Below are 21190 nucleotides of genomic sequence, written 5' to 3'. Positions count from 1 at the left end.
GGGAACGAGTTGATCTCATCGTCACCCAACATCCTGCTAGTGCAATTCGTCGTCCTCGGCTCTGGCCGCAGCGTTTAGGCAACTGGGAATAGATCTGACAGTAGTGGGCAGCATCATCAAGCTCTGAATAAATGCTCACGGTGCCAAGCCAGATAGTCGCAGTGACGTGGCTCGAGCTGACGCAAGCGAAGTTGGGGCGTGAGGTGAAGTGCCTTAGTGCTGGCAGGATCCAGATCACTGCTAAGCAAGATGAGCCCGTCCTCATCGAAACTGATGAGGCCTTGATCGAAGGCAAGATCAAGGTTCGGAGTCAGCAGAAGACCGTTGAACGGATCCAGCCGCTCACTAGAGCTGGCAGCGCGCCAAGGCTTTATGTGCGAAGCGCGTAGTAGCTCAGGTACGCAACAATCGGTAACCGCGCATCCACCCCAATACGCCAAAAGCGCCTCGCGATAACCGTTTTGGCCAATTCGCGCCTTGATCAAAGCCTCCCGCTCAGTTTCGGTCAGAGGCAATTCCCCTGAGAGGCCCTGTGGCAATAGTGGCGTCGGTATTACAGGTGTGTCATTCCCAACTCCCGCCTGATCTAGAAGCTTCCTGATGAGTTCCTCGAGCGCACCTGAGCCCAGAAACCCTAAATCAATGCCATAGCTGATATCCGTGGCTCCCGTATTTCTCCGTTTGGGGAATCCACGAAGATTGCTGTTGTGGTAGTAAGTCGTTTGGCCTTTCGCCACACCCTGGATGCTCAGCCAACTAGAGAGCTGCTCCTCATATTTCGGGTGTAGCACGAGGGGCGTCTCACTGGCGCCTTGCTTGACGAACACAGGCGCAGTCAGAGCTGGATGCTCGAGGCGCACCACCTTGAGACCCGACTGTGCGGGCCGACTGAAACCTGCCCCCTCCAGTGCTGCAATAACATCTTGAGCTCTGAGCGAACCTTGGTGTGTTCCGGAAGCCGGCCCCTGCCCTTTGCCTGATTGGCCGGTAATTGCGCCACCGAAATCCCGCTGTGCTATCCACCCCAACTGCAGAAGCGCTTGGGTCAGCTCAGGATGCATACGCGCACGCCTTTTCCCGGACTCGGGATTGTCATCGAAGCTCGCAATGGCGTAGACCAGGCACTTAGGTCTTGGAACACCAAGCGACGCAACCAGCATTCCACCAAGTCGACCGTACTGACTATTGACAGGTTGAAAATTGACCTGCCCCATCAGTGCGGCCAGCTGTGCCATGGTCAGGGTCTGCTCTGGCGCTACAGCGTGGCCTGTCAGCATGCGAAGCTGGCCGTCAGAAATGCGTGGCTCGATTTCTTTGAGTGCTCGAGCATACTCCTCAGCGCTGGCGGAGGGTTCCCCACGCCGAGACGAAGACGGCAAGTGAGATAGTGATCCCGCCTCCCTCTCCAGAAACGCACGCAGCTCCGCCTTATCCTTGAACGCCATGAAGCCCTCTCAACTGCAATCCATTTTTGTCACGAGGCGTAAAGCTCCGACCACATATATCAAGCCTCCCTGTGATGATCTGACTCTTCACCACAGCGACCTTCAGCGCATCCTGCTTGCTCGCTTTCGCACCGCGCGATGTAGCTGAGGCTGAGCAAAATATGAATCTGCTCACAATATCCAGCTGCTTTTCATGGGTAAAGACCAGCTGAAGCATCAAATGGAACTTTTCACCAAACCTACTGTCTTCGCGCTCAGATTCACGCTACTCGAGATCCGCCATGTCGCCAGTCAGTACGCCTGTGATGATGGCTACCTGGCTTATTGGCGCAAAACACCGGCTGACGATGCCCCGCGGTGATCACCTGATCGTCCTTCACTACCACATAGCTATTGCGCGTTTTCTCCGCCAATTGCCGTTCTGATGCCGTCAGGCTGAAAAGCATCTGCCGGAAATGCGCCCTATCGAAGAAGTACACCCGAGCGCCTCGATTCCACACGTGGCGTCCATACGCAATCAACCAATCAATCTGCTGTATGCGGATTCCGCGCTGACTGCAACGTTGCGTGGCATGTGCGGTAAGCTCCATTGCCCAGCTCCTCTGCCGAAGTCGACCCCAGGCCCGTCGAGCTGGTCATCCTTGACCGGCGGGCTTCTCCCCCCGCATCCAGCGGGTACAGCAGCAGGATATGTCGCCCTATTAGACACACCAATATTGGGTGTTCATACAGGTCAACTATTCAGGCAGGTTCGAATGGTTTGGAGTCATACCGCCGCAGTCTGTTAGTGCTTTCCTCGCATATCCGTCAATTTCCAGAGCGCGTTTATTTGAGGCTGTCCAACCATGGACCAACGATGAGCTTGCGCTCTTCAAGGCTGCATCTAGCTACACCGTCCTTGACTAGTGCAGTCCGGTCCCCAGTATGCGGATTGAGAACATAGGTATTGATGCTTGGGAGCGTCGCCGGGTTGGCGCTCCACTGCAGATTGAAAGCAGCGAGCTTTGGAAACCAAAATTGACTGGCGTACGGCAGATTGTCATGAATCCACCAGGCCAGCGGAGTCCAGTCACTTGTTTGCTCGTACCAGGGCAGCAAGGCAGGCACAACAATACAAGCCGTGGCGCCTAGATAGCCCTCTGTATCGGGATAATCCCAGATGTGCGCGGCGTAATTCTTCTCGTTTGCGGCGCAGCTGTATTGGTTACCATTCTCTGCCCCCTTACCATTCACTAGAGGCGATCGATAAGCCGAGCGAATGACTATCCGGCCGAATCTTTTCTGCAACGGCTCCAGCAGATGCTCACAAAGCCCCCGACCTGCTTCGATGGCGCGGTCAGGAAAATCGGGGATGTTTGGAATACCTTCAATTTGACTGATTTCCGAGTAGAGGAAATCGCGCATAAAGAAGTGGGTGGAAAGCCTGATACGCCCTAGATCTTCCAGCGATTTAACCGTGGCCGGCTTGTTCATTCGCATACGTCCTTGTTGAGCTCCGGAAGGGTAATCCAGTAGCAGCTTCGATCATTCGTGGTGGGAGTTCAAAATGTCCCTAATACGCTGCAGTGCCAAATCAGGAGCTAGCGATCCGGCATGAATCAGAGCTCGCATTTTCTCACCAGAAGCTGGCGTGATCGCCCCTACTCTGAGAGCGTTGGCTAGCAGCACCTCAAGCTCGCTATCAGCAATATTCCGAGGCGGCTCAATCAGCCTAGTAGCTAGACGACCAGACAGCTCGCCCCTTAGCTGATCTTGCTTACTGCCTGACCGAATGAGTTTTGCAATGCCGTAGCCAGCGGCTCCCGCCACTGCAGCAGACCCAACTACCCAGCCAATCGGAGTGGTCGTAACGAACACACCTCCTAGCAGGCTCGCCAGGCTTGTAGAGCCGAGCAATGTGGTAGCGCCTGCCATGCCGGCCGCACTTCCGGCCAATGCTGCTCCCGCGCCAGCGCCGCCGAGAAGTGCGGCCCCCTCCCCCATTACGCCAACTCGGTCTCGACCTTTAAGCTTATCGAGGGCCGCTCGAACCTTAGGATCCTCAAAGGCAATGGCAGCTAGCTCTTCGGATACGACCATTGCACCTTGATCCGGAGTGGGGGCTTCGGCTTGCACCCGCTCCCTCACAGCTTTCCGTAGCCGATGAACCTTCGCACTGTAGTCATCCATGACGAGCTTTAAACCTCGGAGTAATAGTCTCTGACTGCCAGAAAGACCGATTGGATGAACTCAAAGAACTTCCGAGCGAGCTGGATCGCCGCAACCAAAGGATCTGAAGAGGGACTTCCCGAATCAATGGTCGCCCCGACAGCTGCGCCCATCAGCACTGCAGCGCTGGTTGTAATTGGCGCGAGCAGAGGACCAATGAAAGGAATCGCTGAGGTTATGCCCCCGATAGCAGCCCCTATGGCCACGCCGATGGCAATTCCAGGATGGGCCTTGATGAATGCCAGAATCTGCCTCACAACGATCCTGCCGACAGTGATTACCTCTCCAGCAATTTTCCTTGTGGTAGACCAGATCGCCTCAAGACGAGTCATGATCTCTGCCGGAATACCGAGGCTCAATCCCTCGATGACCAGATCATCAAATTGATCTCTGGCGCACTCGGCGTTGAGCAACGTCAACTCAAATGCTCCCTGCGCCGTAGTCAGCTGCTGCATAACTCCCTCCCAATATCCTAATAGTATCAATTTGCCCTCAAGCCACGATTGATTCAAGGCTCGCGGGCTCTCTACCCAAGTGACTGCTAGTCGCGTCAACGTTCATCAGTGCCCCTTTCACCTCCGACACGTTAGCAACCGTGGCCAAAGGGCAACTGCAACAGTTGGATCTTGCGCTGCAGCTGCTCGACATGAAATTTCTCCGCTCGCAGGGCGGCCTGTAGCTCCATCAGGTTGCTCACCAGGTCAGCTCTATCTGCGCGCTCAATCTCCAGTTGTCGCTGGAGGCTGGCTTTCTGTTCCGCCAATTGGTCACAGCGCACCCAGAAAGACATGACCAAGCCGGTGCCCAGCAAGCTCAGGAAAAGCAACGTGGCCACAACAGCCCAGAGCAAGGTAAGAAAATCCATATCGAGGGCCAGTCTCCCGCAGCGACCTAGAACATCTTCACGATATGTAGCTTCCCAAGCTGTATCTAGAATGTTTACATGTACAGGTAAACATTTCGAGCACATGGAGAGCCAATGAAACGTAAGCAGTCGATCGAGTCAGTCCGCTGGGATTTGGCCCTTCGCTATAAGCTAATAGAGACCGTGGTCTGGTGGGAGGGACGGCTAACCACAGGTCACCTGATGCAGAGCTTTGGGATCAGCCGACAGCAGGCGTCAAAGGACATCAATACCTACATCAATGAGCATGCGTCCAAAAATCTGACATACGACAAGCATCTGAAAGGGTACGTACCGAGTAAGCAGTTCAGGCCCTTGTTCATTGACGACAGTGCCAGCGCCTACCTACACCTGCTGAATCAAAACCACGAGCGTGCCCCGCACGTCGAGGGGTTAGCGCTCGCTTATGCCCACACAGAAGTCCTGAGCGTTCCCGATCGTACAGTTCGCCCCGAAGTGCTACGCCCGTTGCTCAGAGCCTGCCGGGAAGGTTTACGTTTAGAGTGCGAGTACGTGTCCTTTACCACCCCGAGTGGTGAAACCAGGCTGATAGCACCTCATACACTCATCTACACCGGCATACGCTGGCACGTCCGGGCCTACTGCGAGAAGAACCGCGATTATCGTGACTTTGTGTTGAGCCGCTTCCGTGGTATCCCAGAGCTAATGGATGACCAGTCTGAACACACCCGAGAAGACGACCTTGGATGGAACACGCTCATTCCGGTCATCATCGAACCCGATTCGCGACTTAAGCCTGAGCAGCGAAGCATCATCGAGGCCGACTACGGCATGCAGGATGGCCAGTTGGTGATTGAAGTCCGCGGCGCACTGGTTCAATACGTGCTCCAGCGCTATCAGATCGATCCTACAAAGCTGCACACCAAGGCGACTGCACAGCAGATAGTCGCGGCGAACCTTGATGAGCTGCAGCCCTGGCTGTACCGCTGACAATTCGCCTCCTACCCGCACCGATACTTGCGGTTATCAGGCGCTCTCCGGAGAGCGCCTGCACTCTCCGTGTCCTCGCAAACAAACGCCCTAGCTCAATGACTGGCATTGGCTGTGAAGCACCTTCAGTGAGCGACACAACTTGTCGCCCAAAGCAGCCAATCTGTTGTCGATTGACGGCCACGGATGCAGACATGTTTTCACCGCCACACCCCTTCACCCTTACCTGCTGTTACTGCTCTTGGAAGAAGACTTATCTTCCTAGCGGAGACACCAGGGTACGTCCCCCAGAATGGCTCACTGGCTGCCCTAACTGCCAGACTCCTTCATTGGATGTGCGCATTGCGAACAGGAAGGAAATCCTCAAAGAACGCCTAGAGCAGTTCTTAAAGAACTCCGGGCATCATTGATCTTTGGTCGAGCTTGACCCAAGGAGAGATGGCACAGAGCCATCCACTTGGGTAGCATCGAGCTCGATGCGGCGCAGTGCCAATGTATTGAGCCAAGGATGCGCAACTCCCCTCAAACACCTGTAAAGCCCTGGGAGCTTTTTTCATGGACCGAGAACACGCGAACCAAACTGCTGCTCGCTACTACAAGCACCTCAGGGACTTCTGCGACCTTCAGAGCCAGCTCAAACCCTTTTTCGCCGGCACATTCATAGGCGAAATCATCGATGCGGTTTCAGAGTGCGTAGACGAGGCGGAAAGCGCCAACACTCTGTGCGGCTTTCTCCCAGAAGGTAACACCTTCGACGAACAAGACTGGCTCACCTCACAAATCCGCCGCGATGGGCAACGCAAGCGCTTTCGTAGCCTGCAAGAGATCCCAGAGCACTTGCGAGAGCACTTCGGTGTAGACGACCAAGACTTCCGTGAGTATGCGGATCAGCTACGAGACGAGTGCTACGACGGCTACAACCTACTCCTCGAGCAACAGTCGAATATTGACGAGCATTTCGAGCGGCAACGTCTTCACGAAATCTATGACTATGTGGATGTAGAGGGGCTTCCTCTCTACGCGAAAGACGCCATCTGCCAGGTTTTCGAACACATGCTCGTCTTGTGGGGTAAGTACGAGGCGCTAGCTCGCACCCTCACGAAATTGGTTTCCCTGGCCGACGATAACGATCCCGACCCAGACCTTACCAAGGCAGTACTCTTCGGCTGAGCCCCAAACACGCCCTGCCACCGTCAGGAAAAGGGCAGGTCCTCTTCCTGACCTCCTCCCCCTCTCGAACATTTGCCTGATGCCTCAGGCCCCTGACAAGGAAGCCAGACGATGCCAAGACACCACTACTCCAACCGAGCCATCCTTATCCTCGAAAACCCTTGGGAGCTGGATGAGGGAGATTGCAACCGCACGAGCGTACTGCCCTTTGTCGAAGGCATTGCCAAGCTAGCAGGCGATACCGAGGTGTTTCACGCCAACTTCTATGACAAGCGAAGCTTCGATCGAGCCCTCGAAATTCTTTGCAGCGCTCGCTTCAACAACGCAGTTATCTACATCGCAGCGCATGGCAACAAAGGCAAGGTGGGTGGCGTCAAGCTGGAGGATATTCTGTTCGCAATCGGAGATCACTCCAAGAACACGAACATAACCGGCATCATGCTCGGATCCTGCTTCGCCGGCACGGACACCGATACCATCGAGGTCTTTATGCAGGGCACGAACATCAAGTGGTGTGTCGGCTACTCGTCCAGCTGCGACTGGCTCCCTGCCACGATGATCGACTGCTCGATCATGGCCTCAATGCTTGAGCTCGACGAAGAAGAGCTTTCAGACCGCGCGACCATGATCGAACTGCTCGCCCAAGCCCTAGCCCCGTTCTCGCGTACTTATGTAATAGGTGAAGACACCGATGACAACGCAATGACAATGGAAGAGTCCATTCGCGTGGTTATGCAACCTAGCGGGCGCGGGAATCGCGCTCGTCACGTGACTGACGAGGTCTTAGAGGAGCACGAAAAGCTCCAGGAATTCGCCTGATCCGCAAGCTGGCTAGCCCCATCCATTACCTGTAACGACTCCGCCGTTTTGAGCAAAGGAGATGGCTCCTCGATGGTCCTGAATCTGAAAGACGACGCTCAACTAAAGCAAGCATGCGACACAATCCTGCAGCAAACCCTAACCCAAAAAGGGAATCGAGATTGGGTGGCAGGCCTGCTCACACTGCTGCGGGAAGTCCGTGACGTCGACGAGCCAACCTTTTTCAGCGAGCGGTTCCAACGCAATCTGTGGGATAGCGAGCAGGTTACGTCCACCGGGATGGGACAGGTCGACATCTCCAAGGTCGCCCAAGACACCAGCGTGATTGAGCAGCTGTGGCGGCTTAAAAACCGATTCCCGGGCCTTGAAAGAGCTCAACAAGAGCTGCTTATCACCGAAACCTGGAACGCTCTGATCACCGCTATCACACCGCTGGTGAAGCGTTTTCCCAAGCTCAAGATGTACCGCGTATTCGCAGTGCTTTGCCCGGGATTTTTCACCACCATTGGTCATTCCCGAAAACTTCGCGAGCTCGCGAGCGCAATGGGGGCAGCCCAAAGAGGTGAGTCACGCCAGCTCCTTCATCGCAAGGTGCTGGACCGTCTTGATGAAGTGCTCGGCCCCGCCGCCGACATTTTCACTATCGCCGGCGTGGAGCGCATGACCCTACCCTGGCTGCTGTATGTGACATACGTCCAACGGCCGGAACAAGAGTCTACAGAGCTGGCCGACCCGGAAACGGGCAAGGAGCTGCTCAACCCTCTACCTGCAGAACGTCGGCGCCGTGGGCTGCTTTCGATTGGCGGAGGGATTGCCACCATACTGGCAATGATTGAATTTGCGCGAGAAGGATGTACGCGCGAAGACTTCATGCAGCACCTTCAATCGCTCAATCCCGCCTTCAAGAAGTCCTCGTTGAGTACCCAACTCAATGCACTGATCGCAGAATGGGGCGTTCTGCGCGCACAGGGAACCGATCTACAACTTACTCCCCGCGGCGAGGCCCTCCTGGAGTCAGGCGACCCAGATGAAGTGATCGATTGGATGATCACTCGCATCCTTGGCTTCGACAATCTGCTGCTCACGCTCAAACACACACCTCTATCCACCCAGCAAGCGAATGAGCTGCTACGCCAAGTCAATCCCGGCTGGACCAGTAATTTCGCGCCGAGCGCCCTGGTAAGTTGGCTTCGCTCCCTGGCGCTGGTTGAACTAGATGGGGCAAAGCTCCTTCGTCTGACTGACAGGGGCGAAGAGTGGGTCGCACGCATTCACTGGACTCCGGGTGCCCTGAAAGCAATACCAATTGCCGCAGGCCCCAGTGATCTCGGGGCTCCCCGTGCGGCTTCGTCAGTCAAAGCTAGCCGGCCGGCCCTGATGGAAATCATCAAGGGCTTTGCTCCAGAGATTCAATTCCCCCAGCAGCTCATCGCTCAGCTTGATGCAGGACTTTGGAGCCATTTCCGTCGCCATTTGGCCGTACTCACCGGGCTCAGTGGCGCGGGTAAAACACAACTGGCTCGGGGATACGCGCTGAGCCTCTGGCAGCAAACCCAAGATCCTCATGAGGGACTGCTCATCGTGCCAGTGCAGCCCGGCTGGCACGATCCCTCGGCCCTACTTGGCTATGTGAACCCATTAGAGGCCGACACGTATGTGCGTACGGCCTGCCTGGACTTCCTGCTACGCGCCAGCGCTGACCCCGCTAGCCCTTACACACTGATTCTGGACGAAATGAATCTGTCGCATCCGGAGCAATATCTGGCTCCTCTACTGTCAGCGATGGAGACCGGCGATCACATTGAGCTCCATGCACTGGGGGACGGCATCAGTGACGTACCGACATCCATTCCCTACCCCGCCAACTTGCTGATCATTGGCACCGTCAACATGGACGAGACCACTCATGGCTTGAGTGACAAAGTGCTCGACAGAGCGGCGGTAATCGAATTCTGGGATATCGATGTCGAAGCATTCCCAGGCTGGGCGACAACGTCGCTACCAACAGAACAGATCGCCATAGTGCGCTCGCTACTGACGGAGCTCGTCCAGGCACTCAGGCCCATGCGCCTGCATTTCGGCTGGCGGACTCTTCACGACGTCATCGGCTACCTCCAGGAGGCAGCCAACGGACAAGTTATCTCCTTCAACCAAGCTTTGGATCAGGCTGTTTACGCGAAGGTGCTTCCAAAGCTTCGCGGCGAAGACAGTCCACGTTTGCAGAAGGTATTCAAAGACGTCCTTGAGGTGCTGACGAACGTCAAGTTGGAAGCGTCCAAAGCCAAGGTGACGGAGATGCTCGACGACCTTCATCACCTAGGTTCAGCCCGCTTCTGGCGCTAAGCATGACGAGCCTTCACTGCTACAACGAAAAAAACGTAGCTATACCGGTTACCCCCGGCGAGCCCTCATTCGGGTTTGATGAGTTGGGCTTATACCGATTCCGAGCGCTGCCAGAGCATCGGCTTTACATCGACGATGCGCTGCTGCCCGAGCAGCTGCATGAAGGTGAAGTCGTTTGGCTTTGGGAGCCAGGATTCTTTGCGGGTGAGGTCTCGGCCGAGTTAACGAATCTGAGCGGCAGCGTCGTCGCCCAGTACCGTCTGGATGTCGCTCCCAGCAGCGATAAGCTTGGCAAAGACATCTTTACAAAGATGCTGGAAGACATCGTTGCCTTCGACGCGAAACTGCTGTTCGGCACAGAGAGCGCCCAGATCTCCATAGGCACGGACGGCGAGGATTCAAACCCTCACCTACAGTACGCGCGGCTTCGGCGCTATGGAGAGTCGCTAGTTGCCGCACTCCGACAGGTGACCGAGCGCCCCCTTACCAGGCTTCGCCGAGAACGCATTGCGGTAGGCGCGCACCAGGTTAGGCGCTTGGAGCCGTCAGCGGTCCGAGCAGCTCTTAAGAGCCGTACGATAGTTCTGGGGGCGGAGGGCGTGACACTGCCCTCGTCGCAAGCCAGCTTCGAAGTCGCGGCGGTTTTTGAGCATCAAGACAATCCTGCAAATCAGTTGCTTGGAGCGATACTTCTCAAGGTAATGTCTCGCTGTCGCCAGACGATTCGAGCCTTTGAACGTATTGCCGAAACGGAGCGCCGCTCCGATACCCGATCGGAGCTAGCACCACGCTTAAAGAGGCGTATTGCCTTCCTCGATGGCCTGTACCGAGCACTGCGGCGCCAGCAGCGAATGGAGCCCTTCTGCCACCTGAGTACTCAGCGAATCACTGCCGCCGGGCTCAATGCGATCTCCGCTCACCCTATCTATGCGCGGGCTTACCGTTTCGGCTGGCATAGCCTAAGGCCTGGGGTCTTGGGAGCGACAGGCGAAGAGAGTCTGTGGATCAGCCCTTCCTGGGAGATCTACGAGCGCTGGTGCTATATCAAAATCGTCGAGCAGCTGCGTTCACGCTACCCCACTCTAAAGTGGGATGGCCGCTATCCGACACGGAGCGACGACTGTATTTGCTGGAGCGGAACGGGTTCGGATTTCACGTTGGAAGTCTGGCTTCAGGTCCGATGCCCAGCGATCGACAAAAAGAACTATGCCGGCTTCTCCAGCCTCTCAAAACGGCGCTTCCCTGACATCGCGATTACGCTGGAGTCAGGGAACCGACGCAAGCTCGTGATACTCGATGCAAAGTACAGGACCAGCCGCGAAGGGGTTCTCGACGGCATGGCTTCCGCCCATATCTACCACGACAGCTTGCGCTGGTTCGATTACCAACCCGCTTGCGCTCTTCTACTAATCCCACGCGGAGGAGCCGTAGAAAAGCTGCAAAGCAAGGAATTCTGGCTCGCGCACGGCGTCGGGGTGGCCCAACTCGGAAGCGACGACGACGCCAAAACGGTCGTTGATCAACTGGAAGAATTACTGGCCGTAAACGACTAAAAAGGAGGCCAGTGCCATCGATGTGAACAGAGAGGTCCGATGGCATGGGGACGCTGGCTGTCAGGTGCGAAACTGCATCTAACTTGACCACCCAATTGCATTGCCGCTGACCAGTCAATTGCATCCGTGTTGACCACTGTTTGCATCCGACTTGACCTGTCACGCCGAAGAGGCGACCGGCAGAGAACGGCCAGAAGCGGACGCCGACTCAAGATTAGCGCCGCCTCGCATGTCGGCCTGATGCAATGTCAGTCGCCCACGCTCTGACGCCGCTTGCGAAACTCGGCGACCTTATGCCGATTTCCGCACAGCGCCATGCTGCACCAACGGCGTTTATGAGACTTGGTGCGGTCATAGAACATCAGCGAACAGTCAGCGCTCTCGCATTTGCGCACCAGATTGAAATCACCGTCAGCCAGCAACTCGGCAGCAGCAAAGGCCAGTCGCGCCAAGCACTGGCTTACGGCATCAGACTGACGGAAGCGATCCAATACCGGTGCGCCCGCCTCCTCCCAAACCAGCTGTGGCACAGCGTGCAGGAGAAACGCGTTGAGCGCCGCTGGATCCGCCACACGATTTTCACGCCTGGCTACCAGTAAGACTTCAAAGCATTCACGCAGAGCTCGCAATTGGCCAAGCAATTGCCCGTCGCCTATGGCGGCTTCCCCCGGTAGCGCAATACCGATTCGATCCAGCCACTCCGTCGCGTCGGCGTCACTGTTGAGCAGATCGCGCCGCTGTCCGTCGACCATCATCTGAGTATTCAGCAAGTCCAACGCCGGGTGATCGGCGAGTACCAAAGGGATTGGCAGTTCTGTAAGCGCGGCGGTCATGACATTTCTCCAGCAAGTCAGCCGCCATATTGTAACCTATAAAAATAATTTGACCAGTTACGAAATCTGTGCAGAATGAATCCAACGTAACCCGCAAAACAAACATTAATCAGTTACAAGAGGATTCTGCCATGATGACTTCACAGCACATCCAAATTGCCTATAAGTCCGTCGAAGCTGATGGAATCAAGGTGTTCTACCGTGAGGCGGGTGCTCCGGATGCACCGGTACTGTTGCTTCTGCACGGTTTTCCCAGCTCCTCCCACCAGTTCCGTGACCTGATGCCACTACTGGCGGACAAGTACCGCCTGATCGCGCCGGATCTGCCCGGCTTTGGCTTCACCGAGGTGCCGTCCGAGCGCAACTACCGCTACACCTTCGACGCAATCGGAGAGACGATCCGTCAGTTTGTCGATGCGCTGGATCTGAAGCGTTACGCGATGTACTTCTTCGACTACGGCGCGCCTACCGGGCTGCGGTTGGCGCTGGCATATCCGGAGCGGGTGAGCGCGATCATTTCGCAGAACGGCAATGCCTACCTCGAAGGCCTGGGGGACGCTTGGGCGCCAATTCGTCAGTACTGGGCCGATCCGTCGCCAGCCAATCGTCAAGTGATCAACGATGCCATCCTGCATCTGGAGGGCACTCGGTGGCAGTACGTGGAAGGTGTAAGCAATCCGGATCTCATAGCGCCCGAGGCGTACTACCTGGATGCGCTACTGCTGGAGCGTCCGGGCAATAAGGACATTCAGCTTGATCTGTTCTACGACTATCAGAACAACCTGAAGCTCTACCCGGCGTTTCAGCAGTTCTTCCGAGACACCCAAGTGCCAACGCTGGCGATCTGGGGCAAGGGCGACCCGTTCTTCATTCCGCCAGGCGCCGAAGCCTACAAGCGGGACAATTCGAATGCAGTGGTCGAGTTGCTGGATACCGGACACTTTGCGCTGGAGACTCACGTCGAACATATTGCTCGGCGTATCGTTGAAGTACTGGGCGACCACATCAACTGAGAAAATGACTGCCGGCGTGGAGCAACCTTCGCGTCGGCAGTCGTTGTTTTGGGTCGGTAGTGGTTTGGGCCGAAGGCAGCAATCGTCCAAATTCGGTTTCGTTGGAACGTCCGCTATGGGTCGCAATAGCTGACTGCAAATCTGGCCAGGCGCACTCATCGACTTGAGCTACATGCAGCCGTTCAATTTCTGCTTTTGCCAGGCCGCGCAAAGAGCGACGAGCCCGAGCATACGGCGGCCCAATGGCGAGTAGTTCGCTGGCATCGCAATAAAGTCATAGACGTAAAGGATTAGCCACACTCCGCGTTGTTTGCCTTAGAATTTTCCTAGGGCATGACCTCCGATTTGACCATGCTCCTTACGTGCAAAAGGAGTTGCTTTGGAACTGCGGTCAACCGGCAAGAGCCGAACGAACCACGACGTGCCACTGCAGCACGAACGCTCGAGTACCCCACCCATCGTTCGCCTGGTGGCGCTGGGTGTAGTAGTTATCTGGTTAGCGTTTGTGGCCATTATGGGATGGTGGGTAGCCCAGCGCCGCACAGCGGAAGACCTCGACAACTTAGCTGCAAGCGCGGCATACGAAGCCCAAATCACGGCGCGGGTTGTGGACCGCCTGTTCACCGAGATGACCAGCGTGGCGAACATGGTGGCCCGTCAGAATGAGGTGATCCAGCTCGCGACGCGCTATCGCTACGACCCTCCCAGCTTTGCGCCCCTCACCCGGGAGGAGCGCGCCTCGATACTCACGAAGGATCCGTTGGTTCGAAAGGTTGGGGACTTCATGGATCGACTGTCCCGTGATCTGCGCTATGCCCGTATCTACATGAACAACCTGTCAGATGATACGGTCACGGCCAGCAACTGGGCCGAGTCATTCAGCATCGTCGGCCAGATCTATTCGGGTCGGGCCTATCTGATCGATGCATTGCGTAATGGCAGATCCGAGATGTTCGGCATAGCCCGGCTGAACAAGACACCCTCCTACTTCGTGGCAAGCCGCATCGATGATGCGGAGGGCATGCCACTGGGCTCTGTGACGGTCAAATTCGATGCGCCGGATGTGGCGCTCTATCTCACCGGACGTCACATTGCGTTGGTCGTAAACCTTCAGGGGCGCGTGACGACGGCCTCCAGCGAACTCTTCATGCTGCGTAACGTCGCAGCACTGCTGCCACCAGAGATTCGCAGGCCTCAGGAAAATGACGAGGAAGTGGGCCAGGCCATGGATATTCGCGCGATTGGAGCCACCGATATGGATGGTTTGTGGTCAATCGACGGACAACCCTACCTGGTTCGCCGCCATCCGTTGAGCAATGCGCAATATCAGTTGCTGACTATGGCACCTCTCGACCACCAGGAGGCGATGCGCGCGCAGACCTACTGGATGAGTGCCGGTGTGGGACTGCTCGGATCGATCCTGATCCTGCTCTCCAGTCGGGTGGCCGGCCAGGTGTTGATACGACGTCGGGAGGAACGCTACGCAGCAAACCATGACACGCTGACCGGCTTGAAAAACCGTCGTGCAATCCTGGCCGACCTCGATCAGTACTTCGCTTTGGCGAAACGCAGACGGCAAGGGGTTCTGGTTGCCTTCATTGATCTGGATGGCTTCAAGACGATCAACGACACCTACGGGCATGAAGTCGGCGACCTGTTCCTGATCGAAGGCAGCCGACGCCTGCTGGGAGGCTTGCGGGCCACCGATGAGCTGGGTCGCTGGGGCGGTGATGAATTCATCGTGATCGGTTTGACCGAATCGACCAGTCCGAGCGACATGGAAGCAGCTACAGCCTCGATGCGCCGACGCCTGGTGCCGCTCCTCATGGGCAACTACGTCTTTGACGAGTGCAGCTTCGAATATCCTGGAGCCAGCTTTGGCATCGCGAGCGTAGACCCCTCGGTGATGTCGCTGCAGGCAGCGCTCAAAATTGCGGATCAGCTGATGTATGCCGACAAGGCTGCACGGCGGGGGCAGCGGATGACAGAGAACGGCCGTGCCTCGGGCTCCGACGACTGCGGACAAACCGATACCTTGGCCTGACCAGGCCGAATGGCCTGCGCGTCGAGTGCATTGCGCAGGGCCATCCGGCTGTTCATGCGATTACCACATCACGCGAACCCCGACCTTGGCCCCCACCGAGTGGCTGTCACCGAAGTCCTGCAGGCTGGTGCGTCCCAGCAGTTCACCGAACAGCATCGAGCGGTTGTCATCCCAGTTCAGCGATCCACCGATGCCTAGACCGCCCCAGAGCGCTTGCTCTTTGCTCTTCACGTGCAGATCGTCCACGTCCGCCGACGTGCCATTGGCGAAATCGTAGTAGAGGTTGGTGATGCCGTAGACATGCGCACGGCTGGCTTTACCGTCGCTTGCCGTCCAGCGTATTTCGCGGTCGAGGGACACGCCCAGACGTGAAACGACGCTGTCGCCGTTGTCGTCGGAGACCTTGGCGCTGTATTCGTCGGTGAACGAATCAAAGCGCACCTGCGACCAGCTCAGCTGGGCCTGGGGGGTAACCGACCAGATGTCGTTCAGCGCCACACGATGCCCAACCTCGATGCTCGCGGCCGCGCCGTTGCCACGGTTGCCCTTCTCCAGCTTCTTGCCCAGCTGCGAAGAGCGCAGGTCACTGTCGTACCAACTCAATGCTGCTTGGCCGTCGACATAGGTACCGTCGTTGCCGAACCAGGTTGCCGTACCACCGAAGCCGTAGCCAGTGACATCGATTGAACCATCGCCATATAGCGAGGACACGCTGGAATTGGCAGTGCCGTAGTGCACGGTCGGGCCGACGACCAGGGTACCGGCTTCGCTTTCGTAGACCGGCGCATCGAAGCCCGCCTCGAACTTCCAGAGGTGCACGTCGTAGTCGGCACTGCTGGTGCTGGAGGACGGATCGATCTGCGAATCCGAGCCCTCCGCCCTCACCCACGCGCCGCGGCCGATGGCCGGCTGGCCATCCTTCGCTTCGCTCTGCAGTTCGGCGTCGGGCTGCCAGTACCGGTTTCCGACGCGCTGCTGCATCGTGCCCAGTTCGTTCACGCGCTGCAGCACGCTGGCGTAGCTCTCGTAGAGCGGAACAGTCGGCGCCAGCAGCGGACCGGATGGCGTAGTGACCGGCGGGGTAACTGGAGGCGTAACGGGTGGTGTGATCGGCGGATCTACAGGGGGCGTAACGACAGGGTTATCCAGCGAGGAGCGCAGGTACCAGTTGCCATCACTGGTAGCACTGGTGCTGCCCTGGTACAGGCGATAGGCGTATGCCCCCGCCACGACCGCCGGCTGCCCTTGGTAGGTGTAATTGCCGACCAAGGAAAATACGCCGTTGGAGGCGCCCCCAACCTCGATGATCTGGATACCCTCCACCGTCTGAGCTCCTGCGCCGCCGACATTGGTCACTCGGACGGGAGTGGTGCCGGAGGTTGAGCCGGTTATTACAAGGCGATCGGTGGGCGAGTCATCACCTGCCAGTTGGGTGCGGATCTCGATTGCGCCTCCCGAGGGGGCGTAGTCACCGGCAATCGTCAGTGTTCCCAGCGTTCCGGGGTGTCCGGGCGCGATGATCCCGCTATTGGTCGTGGTTCCGACCTGGCCGGTACCGGTCAGCCGCGCTCCGGACAGGACGTTCATGGTCCCCCCCAGAATGCCGTCCACCTGCAGGGTTCCGGCCTGTACCTGGGCATCGCCCGTAAAGTTCGTACTGTTGCCGCTCAGAGTGAGGGTGCCCGCTCCCAGTTTGTTGAAGGTCGAGACCCCGCTAAAAGCGGTGGCGACACCGATGTCATGAGTGTTGCTGTCGAACCAGGCGCCTTCGCCGCCAACGGTCAGGGTCGGGATGTTTTTCAGAAAATCGGCTTGGTCCTTGTTCGCCCGCAGAATGCCGCCATCCAGATCGAGCGTCGCGGCACCGGGCCCCGCTTCCACAGCCGCCGTTTCAATAATGCCCCGCCCGCTCGCATCGCCCCTCAAGTGCACAGTCCCAACCCCACTTGCGGCGGTGCCGATTCGCACCTCGTCTCCCGTCTGCACCAGACCGCCCCTCTCGACGGTGACGGTTCCGACGCCCTCAACCCCGACCTGCAGGTCGTCGGTGGCACTCAGCCGCGATACGTTGCCGGTGGTGCTCGATACAGTGACGCTGCCATCGGCGCCTGGACGGTATCCGACATAAACCGTGGCGGCACCGCCACCGGTCTGCTCGGTTGCGACCGAGCCGCCGTCCAGTACCTCGAGGGCGCCCGATCCCTCGAACCCCACGTAGATGTTGTTGAGGGGGGTCCAGCTCGAACCAGCTCCAGAGACAGTGACCTGCCCCAGCCCGCCCGGCGCCGCCCCGAGCAAAGCTTGCTCACTGCGCACCTCGCCGCCAGCACTGACGGTGAGGATGCCGGTTCCATACACGCCGATCTGGAAGGTAGGCAATGGGCCGGGCCCGGCGCTGGCATCCCAGAGCGAATTGGGCCCTGAAACGTTGACAGTACCAATGGAGCCTGGCTCGCTGCCGACGACGACGGTCCCGACACTGCGCACATTGCCGCCGTCGGTGATTGCGAGCGTTCCGATACCGTCAAGGCCGATGTAGGTATCGCCATTATTGATCCAGCGCGAGGCGGTGCCGCTGCCGTCTGTACCTTGCACAGTAACGCTCCCAACGGCGAGGCTACCGACAAAGGACCAGCCGTTTTCCACGCTCGCTCCCCCATCTATCAGCAGAGCACCAGGGGCGCCATCTCCTACCCACAGGTCAGAACCGACGACCCAGTTGGTCGTTAGCGGGGGCGGCATGGGATTGACGCTTCCTGTAGCGCTTAGGGTCTGGGCCAAGGCCAGCCGAGTACCGTCCAGGCTGCAAATTGAAGCGGCTATTGCCAGAGCGAGTGTGTGGCGACGAGTGAACGCAGCGTTATTGCACTTCAAGGCACATGTTCCTTATGTCGTTGTTCTTGTTGTTCCGGCTTCTTCAGCGGACCGTCACGGGCAGCAGCAGAATCCAGATCAGACAATATCGCTTGGAGCTTTTCTCTTCATACCTTCAGACCATGAGTAGTCTGGATGTCCTAGGGGGTGGCAGCCAGGCAAGGCAGCTCACCGGAGACCGTCAAAACAATCATGCTGCCCATATTGGGTATCAGTAGGATGCTCCAGAACTTCAACATTGTTCGCAGAACGTGGATGAAGCATCCATGATCAGCAGGCTGATCAATGAACCGGGCTTTCCTATCCTGAGTGTTCCCCCACACAGTCAGGAACATCGCAATGGCCTACAACAGCATTCAAGACAAGGTAGTCATCATCGCCGGTGGCGCCAAAAACCTCGGCGGGCTGATTGCTCGCGACCTCGCTGGTCATGGGGCGCGTGCGGTGGCCATTCACTACAACAGCGACGACAGCAAGGCCGCTGCCGAGGAGACCTTGCAAGCCATTCGCGCGAGCGGTGCTCAGGCAGTGGCGTTTCAGGCCGATCTCAGCGGGGCGGCAGCTGTCGAGAAGTTATTCCAGGACGTAGTGGCCGCCGTAGGCAGACCTGACATCGCCATCAACACGGTGGGGAAGGTGTTGAAAAAGCCTTTCACAGAAATCACTGAGGCTGAGTACGATGAGATGGCCGCAGTCAACTCCAAGTCAGCGTTCTTTTTCCTTCGCGAGGCCGGCCGTCACCTGAATGACAACGGCAAAATCTGCACCTTGGTTACTTCTCTACTTGGCGCCTTCACTCCGTTCTACGCCGCATATGCTGGCACCAAAGCCCCTGTGGAGCACTTCACCCGAGCCGCAGCGAAGGAATTCGGCGCCCGCGGCATTTCGGTCACCGCGGTTGGCCCGGGGCCGATGGACACGCCGTTCTTCTATCCTGCCGAGGAAGCTGATGCCGTGGCCTATCATCAGAGCGCCGCAGCCCTGTCTCCCTTCTCCAGGAAGGGCCTGACAGATATCCAGGATGTGGTGCCCTTTATTCGCCATCTGGTCAGTGACGGGTGGTGGATCACCGGACAAACCTTACTGATAAACGGCGGTTACACCACAAAATGACGCGTCCGGGGCACCCCGGGTGCCCCGCTCAGGATCGCCAATGCAAGAGAATGTTGCCCACCGTCCTCACGTGGCCGCATGAGCTTCTGTAGCCCCAGCTCACTCCGCGCTTGCAGCGGCTCTGGTTAGAAGCCGGTAACACTTGCGTTCTGCCCCCTTTCTCATTCCAGGGCTCACGGCCTGCGCCCGGTTCCAAATTTTCAAACGCCATCGAACTCATTCGGGCTGAGCCAGAACGCAGTCCTTTACCGGGATACCGTTGTCTCGTCGGTTGCTCATCCAGCACTCCTATACTCGGCCGTAGCACCACCGAAGATGAATGCGCGTTCTTCGACACCAAAGGTTTGCCTGAACGCGCCGCAAGGAACAAAGCATGGACAGGCTTGAGCAATACCGTATTTTCGTGCGCGTCGCGGAGATGGAAAGCTTCATCAAGGCAGCGAACGCCCTGGCGCTGCCGCGCGCATCTGTCTCTGCAGCGGTACAGCGGCTGGAAAACAACCTGGGGACCCGTCTCCTGAACCGTACCACCCGTAGCGTTCAACTCACCGCCGATGGCGTCCAGCTGTTCGAGCGAGCCCAGGCGCTCCTGGCCAGCGCCGATGCGATTGACTGTCTATTTCGAGAGCAAAAGCAACAAGTAAGCGGCCGCCTGCACGTCGACCTGCCCAGTCGCATCGTGCGGCGTCTGGTTGCTCCAGCGTTACCACAATTGCTGGAGCAGTATCCCAATCTCCAACTTCTGCTCGGCTCCAGCGACCGAGCTATCGATCTGGTGCGTGAGGGCGTCGACTGCGTGCTGCGGATCGGCCCGCTGACCGACAGCAGCCTGGTTGCGCGCCCACTGGGCAACATAGAGCTGATCAACTGTGCCAGCCCTGCCTACCTCCACCGCCAGGGTACGCCTCAACAGCTCGAGGACCTCGTCCAAGGACACTGGATGATCGGCTACGGTTCACCGCTCAAGGGGCAAGAACAACCCTGGGAGTTCGTTGACAACGGCGGTCAAATACAAAGCCTGATGCTGCCTAGCCGGGTGATCGTCAACAATGCGGAGAGCTATATCGCCTGCTGTCAGGCTGGGCTGGGGCTAATCCAGATCCCGCGCTTCGACGTCCAAGACTTGCTCCGGGCAGGCGAGCTTTGCGAGGTACTGCCAAACCTGCGCGCCGCACCGCTCCCAGCCAACCTCCTATACCCGCACCGACTGCAGCGTTCCGGTGTACTGTCGTTGTTCGCCAACTGGCTAGAGGCTCTGTTTGCCCCTTGCCTTGTGAAGTAAAGATGGCAGATGCACTTTGGGGTCGGCGTGTTGTAGTCACAGACTGAGTCCTTCTGAGAAGGCGAAGAGGACAAATTTTCGGATGGCTTCCGCTTTATATTGCAGATCTGAGGTCTCATTGATCTGCGCAGTTGAACTCCTACTCAGAGTCTCCTCAAACAGGCTGATCATTCCCCGTCGGACCTCTGACTCACAAGCATCCGCTAGGGGGCGGTAGGCATTGTGCTCGCGAAATTTGTCGCGTAACGGCAAGGTTATTTTCGAGGCTCAACGAACAAGGCGGAATTTGTGTGTTCTGAACTGCTGAACTCCCTAGAACTTGCCGCCAAGGTTGGAGCGATGCGGAAAGCAAATTCGCTTTTGGTTGAGCATGGAGCATCTGCCTACCTTCGGCTAGTGCCCTCTCTTGCTCATAAAATCGAGGGGGCGATTGCTCCGGGATCCACTGCCGCCGAGCGTGAGCTAATTACGCAGCAGATGGCCATAGCTGCATTGTCAAAGGCTGCTAAAAGAGCTGGTCTTAGACCTAGCGCGTATGCACGGGCGCTTCTCACTTGGCTGAAGCGCGAAGAGGTAATCAGTTACTGGCGAGCGGCGACCATCGTGTGCTGTCGCGATAGGGACTCTGGAGATGTTCA

The 21190-nt window shown here is 57.5% G+C and carries 16 protein-coding genes; 9 read left to right on the top strand and 7 right to left on the bottom strand.

Annotated elements, in window-relative coordinates:
* Positions 1-116 precede the first annotated feature (116 nt).
* The 5 genes from JHD77_RS03465 to JHD77_RS03445 all read right to left on the bottom strand — a co-directional run bounded on the left by JHD77_RS03465 (position 117) and on the right by JHD77_RS03445 (position 4518).
* Complete coding sequence (locus JHD77_RS03465) at positions 117-1445, bottom strand: HNH endonuclease (protein ID WP_223697217.1); 1329 nt, start codon at positions 1443-1445, stop codon at positions 117-119.
* A 260-nt stretch (positions 1446-1705) separates the two neighbouring features.
* Positions 1706-2035, bottom strand: a complete 330-nt coding sequence (locus JHD77_RS03460) for a hypothetical protein (RefSeq protein WP_124101420.1) — start codon at positions 2033-2035, stop codon at positions 1706-1708.
* A 235-nt stretch (positions 2036-2270) separates the two neighbouring features.
* Positions 2271-2918, bottom strand: a complete 648-nt coding sequence (locus JHD77_RS03455; protein WP_078458434.1) for a peptidase M15 — start codon at positions 2916-2918, stop codon at positions 2271-2273.
* A 704-nt stretch (positions 2919-3622) separates the two neighbouring features.
* Positions 3623-4108: a hypothetical protein gene (locus tag JHD77_RS03450; protein ID WP_078458433.1), complete on the bottom strand. Its 486-nt coding sequence runs from the start codon at positions 4106-4108 to the stop codon at positions 3623-3625.
* Positions 4109-4239: 131 nt separating this feature from the next.
* Complete coding sequence (locus JHD77_RS03445) at positions 4240-4518, bottom strand: hypothetical protein (protein WP_031691239.1); 279 nt, start codon at positions 4516-4518, stop codon at positions 4240-4242.
* A 114-nt stretch (positions 4519-4632) separates the two neighbouring features.
* Here JHD77_RS03445 and JHD77_RS03440 point away from each other — a divergent pair, with 114 nt between their 5' ends.
* From JHD77_RS03440 to JHD77_RS03420, 5 genes are all read left to right on the top strand, one after another.
* On the top strand, positions 4633-5508 hold the full coding sequence (locus JHD77_RS03440; protein ID WP_034020183.1) for a helix-turn-helix transcriptional regulator: 876 nt from the start codon (positions 4633-4635) through the stop codon (positions 5506-5508).
* A gap of 555 nt (positions 5509-6063) precedes the next feature.
* On the top strand, positions 6064-6678 hold the full coding sequence (locus JHD77_RS03435; protein ID WP_078458431.1) for a hypothetical protein: 615 nt from the start codon (positions 6064-6066) through the stop codon (positions 6676-6678).
* A 111-nt stretch (positions 6679-6789) separates the two neighbouring features.
* Positions 6790-7497, top strand: a complete 708-nt coding sequence (locus JHD77_RS03430; protein WP_034074088.1) for a hypothetical protein — start codon at positions 6790-6792, stop codon at positions 7495-7497.
* Positions 7498-7569: 72 nt separating this feature from the next.
* Positions 7570-9840, top strand: coding sequence for an McrB family protein (locus JHD77_RS03425; RefSeq protein WP_078458430.1), 2271 nt, complete (start codon positions 7570-7572; stop codon positions 9838-9840).
* A 2-nt stretch (positions 9841-9842) separates the two neighbouring features.
* A complete protein-coding gene (locus tag JHD77_RS03420; protein WP_078458429.1) occupies positions 9843-11393 on the top strand; it encodes a nuclease domain-containing protein in 1551 nt (516 codons plus the stop codon).
* 248 nt (positions 11394-11641) lie between these two features.
* Here JHD77_RS03420 and JHD77_RS03415 read toward each other — a convergent pair whose 3' ends face one another.
* A complete protein-coding gene (locus tag JHD77_RS03415) occupies positions 11642-12226 on the bottom strand; it encodes a CGNR zinc finger domain-containing protein (protein ID WP_058199733.1) in 585 nt (194 codons plus the stop codon).
* Between the two features lie 131 nt (positions 12227-12357).
* Between JHD77_RS03415 and JHD77_RS03410 the strand changes: the two genes are divergently transcribed.
* The gene (locus JHD77_RS03410; protein ID WP_078458428.1) at positions 12358-13239 is read left to right on the top strand and encodes an alpha/beta fold hydrolase; all 882 of its coding nucleotides are present in this window, start codon (positions 12358-12360) and stop codon (positions 13237-13239) included.
* Between the two features lie 379 nt (positions 13240-13618).
* Positions 13619-15283, top strand: a complete 1665-nt coding sequence (locus tag JHD77_RS03405) for a GGDEF domain-containing protein (protein WP_078458427.1) — start codon at positions 13619-13621, stop codon at positions 15281-15283.
* A 60-nt stretch (positions 15284-15343) separates the two neighbouring features.
* Here the strand turns inward: JHD77_RS03405 and JHD77_RS03400 are convergent, their stop codons facing one another.
* On the bottom strand, positions 15344-17929 hold the full coding sequence (locus JHD77_RS03400) for an autotransporter family protein (RefSeq protein WP_196994121.1): 2586 nt from the start codon (positions 17927-17929) through the stop codon (positions 15344-15346).
* Positions 17930-18496: 567 nt separating this feature from the next.
* Here JHD77_RS03400 and JHD77_RS03395 point away from each other — a divergent pair.
* Together JHD77_RS03395 and JHD77_RS03390 are read left to right on the top strand one after the other, a co-directional pair.
* Positions 18497-19270, top strand: a complete 774-nt coding sequence (locus JHD77_RS03395) for an SDR family oxidoreductase (RefSeq protein WP_058199742.1) — start codon at positions 18497-18499, stop codon at positions 19268-19270.
* 373 nt (positions 19271-19643) lie between these two features.
* Positions 19644-20552, top strand: coding sequence for a LysR family transcriptional regulator (locus JHD77_RS03390; RefSeq protein ID WP_058199743.1), 909 nt, complete (start codon positions 19644-19646; stop codon positions 20550-20552).
* Positions 20553-21190 lie beyond the last annotated feature (638 nt).

The sequence above is a fragment of the Pseudomonas sp. P20 genome (genome assembly GCF_016463925.1).
Lineage (GTDB): Bacteria > Pseudomonadota > Gammaproteobacteria > Pseudomonadales > Pseudomonadaceae > Pseudomonas > Pseudomonas aeruginosa.
Note: the sequence above shows the minus strand (reverse complement) of the source record. Positions and strands in the feature narration are given on the sequence as shown.

What these genes read in the sequence shown, in the direction of transcription:
- JHD77_RS03410 (WP_078458428.1), top strand. Translation starts at nt 12,358, where the DNA reads ATGATGACTTCACAGCACATCCAAATTGCCTATAAGTCCGTCGAAGCT.
- JHD77_RS03395 (WP_058199742.1), top strand. Translation starts at nt 18,497, where the DNA reads ATGGCCTACAACAGCATTCAAGACAAGGTAGTCATCATCGCCGGTGGC.
- JHD77_RS03455 (WP_078458434.1), bottom strand. Translation starts at nt 2,918, where the DNA reads ATGAACAAGCCGGCCACGGTTAAATCGCTGGAAGATCTAGGGCGTATC.
- JHD77_RS03450 (WP_078458433.1), bottom strand. Translation starts at nt 4,108, where the DNA reads ATGCAGCAGCTGACTACGGCGCAGGGAGCATTTGAGTTGACGTTGCTC.
- JHD77_RS03465 (WP_223697217.1), bottom strand. Translation starts at nt 1,445, where the DNA reads ATGGCGTTCAAGGATAAGGCGGAGCTGCGTGCGTTTCTGGAGAGGGAG.
- JHD77_RS03425 (WP_078458430.1), top strand. Translation starts at nt 7,570, where the DNA reads ATGGTCCTGAATCTGAAAGACGACGCTCAACTAAAGCAAGCATGCGAC.
- JHD77_RS03440 (WP_034020183.1), top strand. Translation starts at nt 4,633, where the DNA reads ATGAAACGTAAGCAGTCGATCGAGTCAGTCCGCTGGGATTTGGCCCTT.
- JHD77_RS03390 (WP_058199743.1), top strand. Translation starts at nt 19,644, where the DNA reads ATGGACAGGCTTGAGCAATACCGTATTTTCGTGCGCGTCGCGGAGATG.
- JHD77_RS03460 (WP_124101420.1), bottom strand. Translation starts at nt 2,035, where the DNA reads ATGGAGCTTACCGCACATGCCACGCAACGTTGCAGTCAGCGCGGAATC.
- JHD77_RS03430 (WP_034074088.1), top strand. Translation starts at nt 6,790, where the DNA reads ATGCCAAGACACCACTACTCCAACCGAGCCATCCTTATCCTCGAAAAC.
- JHD77_RS03420 (WP_078458429.1), top strand. Translation starts at nt 9,843, where the DNA reads ATGACGAGCCTTCACTGCTACAACGAAAAAAACGTAGCTATACCGGTT.
- JHD77_RS03445 (WP_031691239.1), bottom strand. Translation starts at nt 4,518, where the DNA reads ATGGATTTTCTTACCTTGCTCTGGGCTGTTGTGGCCACGTTGCTTTTC.
- JHD77_RS03435 (WP_078458431.1), top strand. Translation starts at nt 6,064, where the DNA reads ATGGACCGAGAACACGCGAACCAAACTGCTGCTCGCTACTACAAGCAC.
- JHD77_RS03415 (WP_058199733.1), bottom strand. Translation starts at nt 12,226, where the DNA reads ATGACCGCCGCGCTTACAGAACTGCCAATCCCTTTGGTACTCGCCGAT.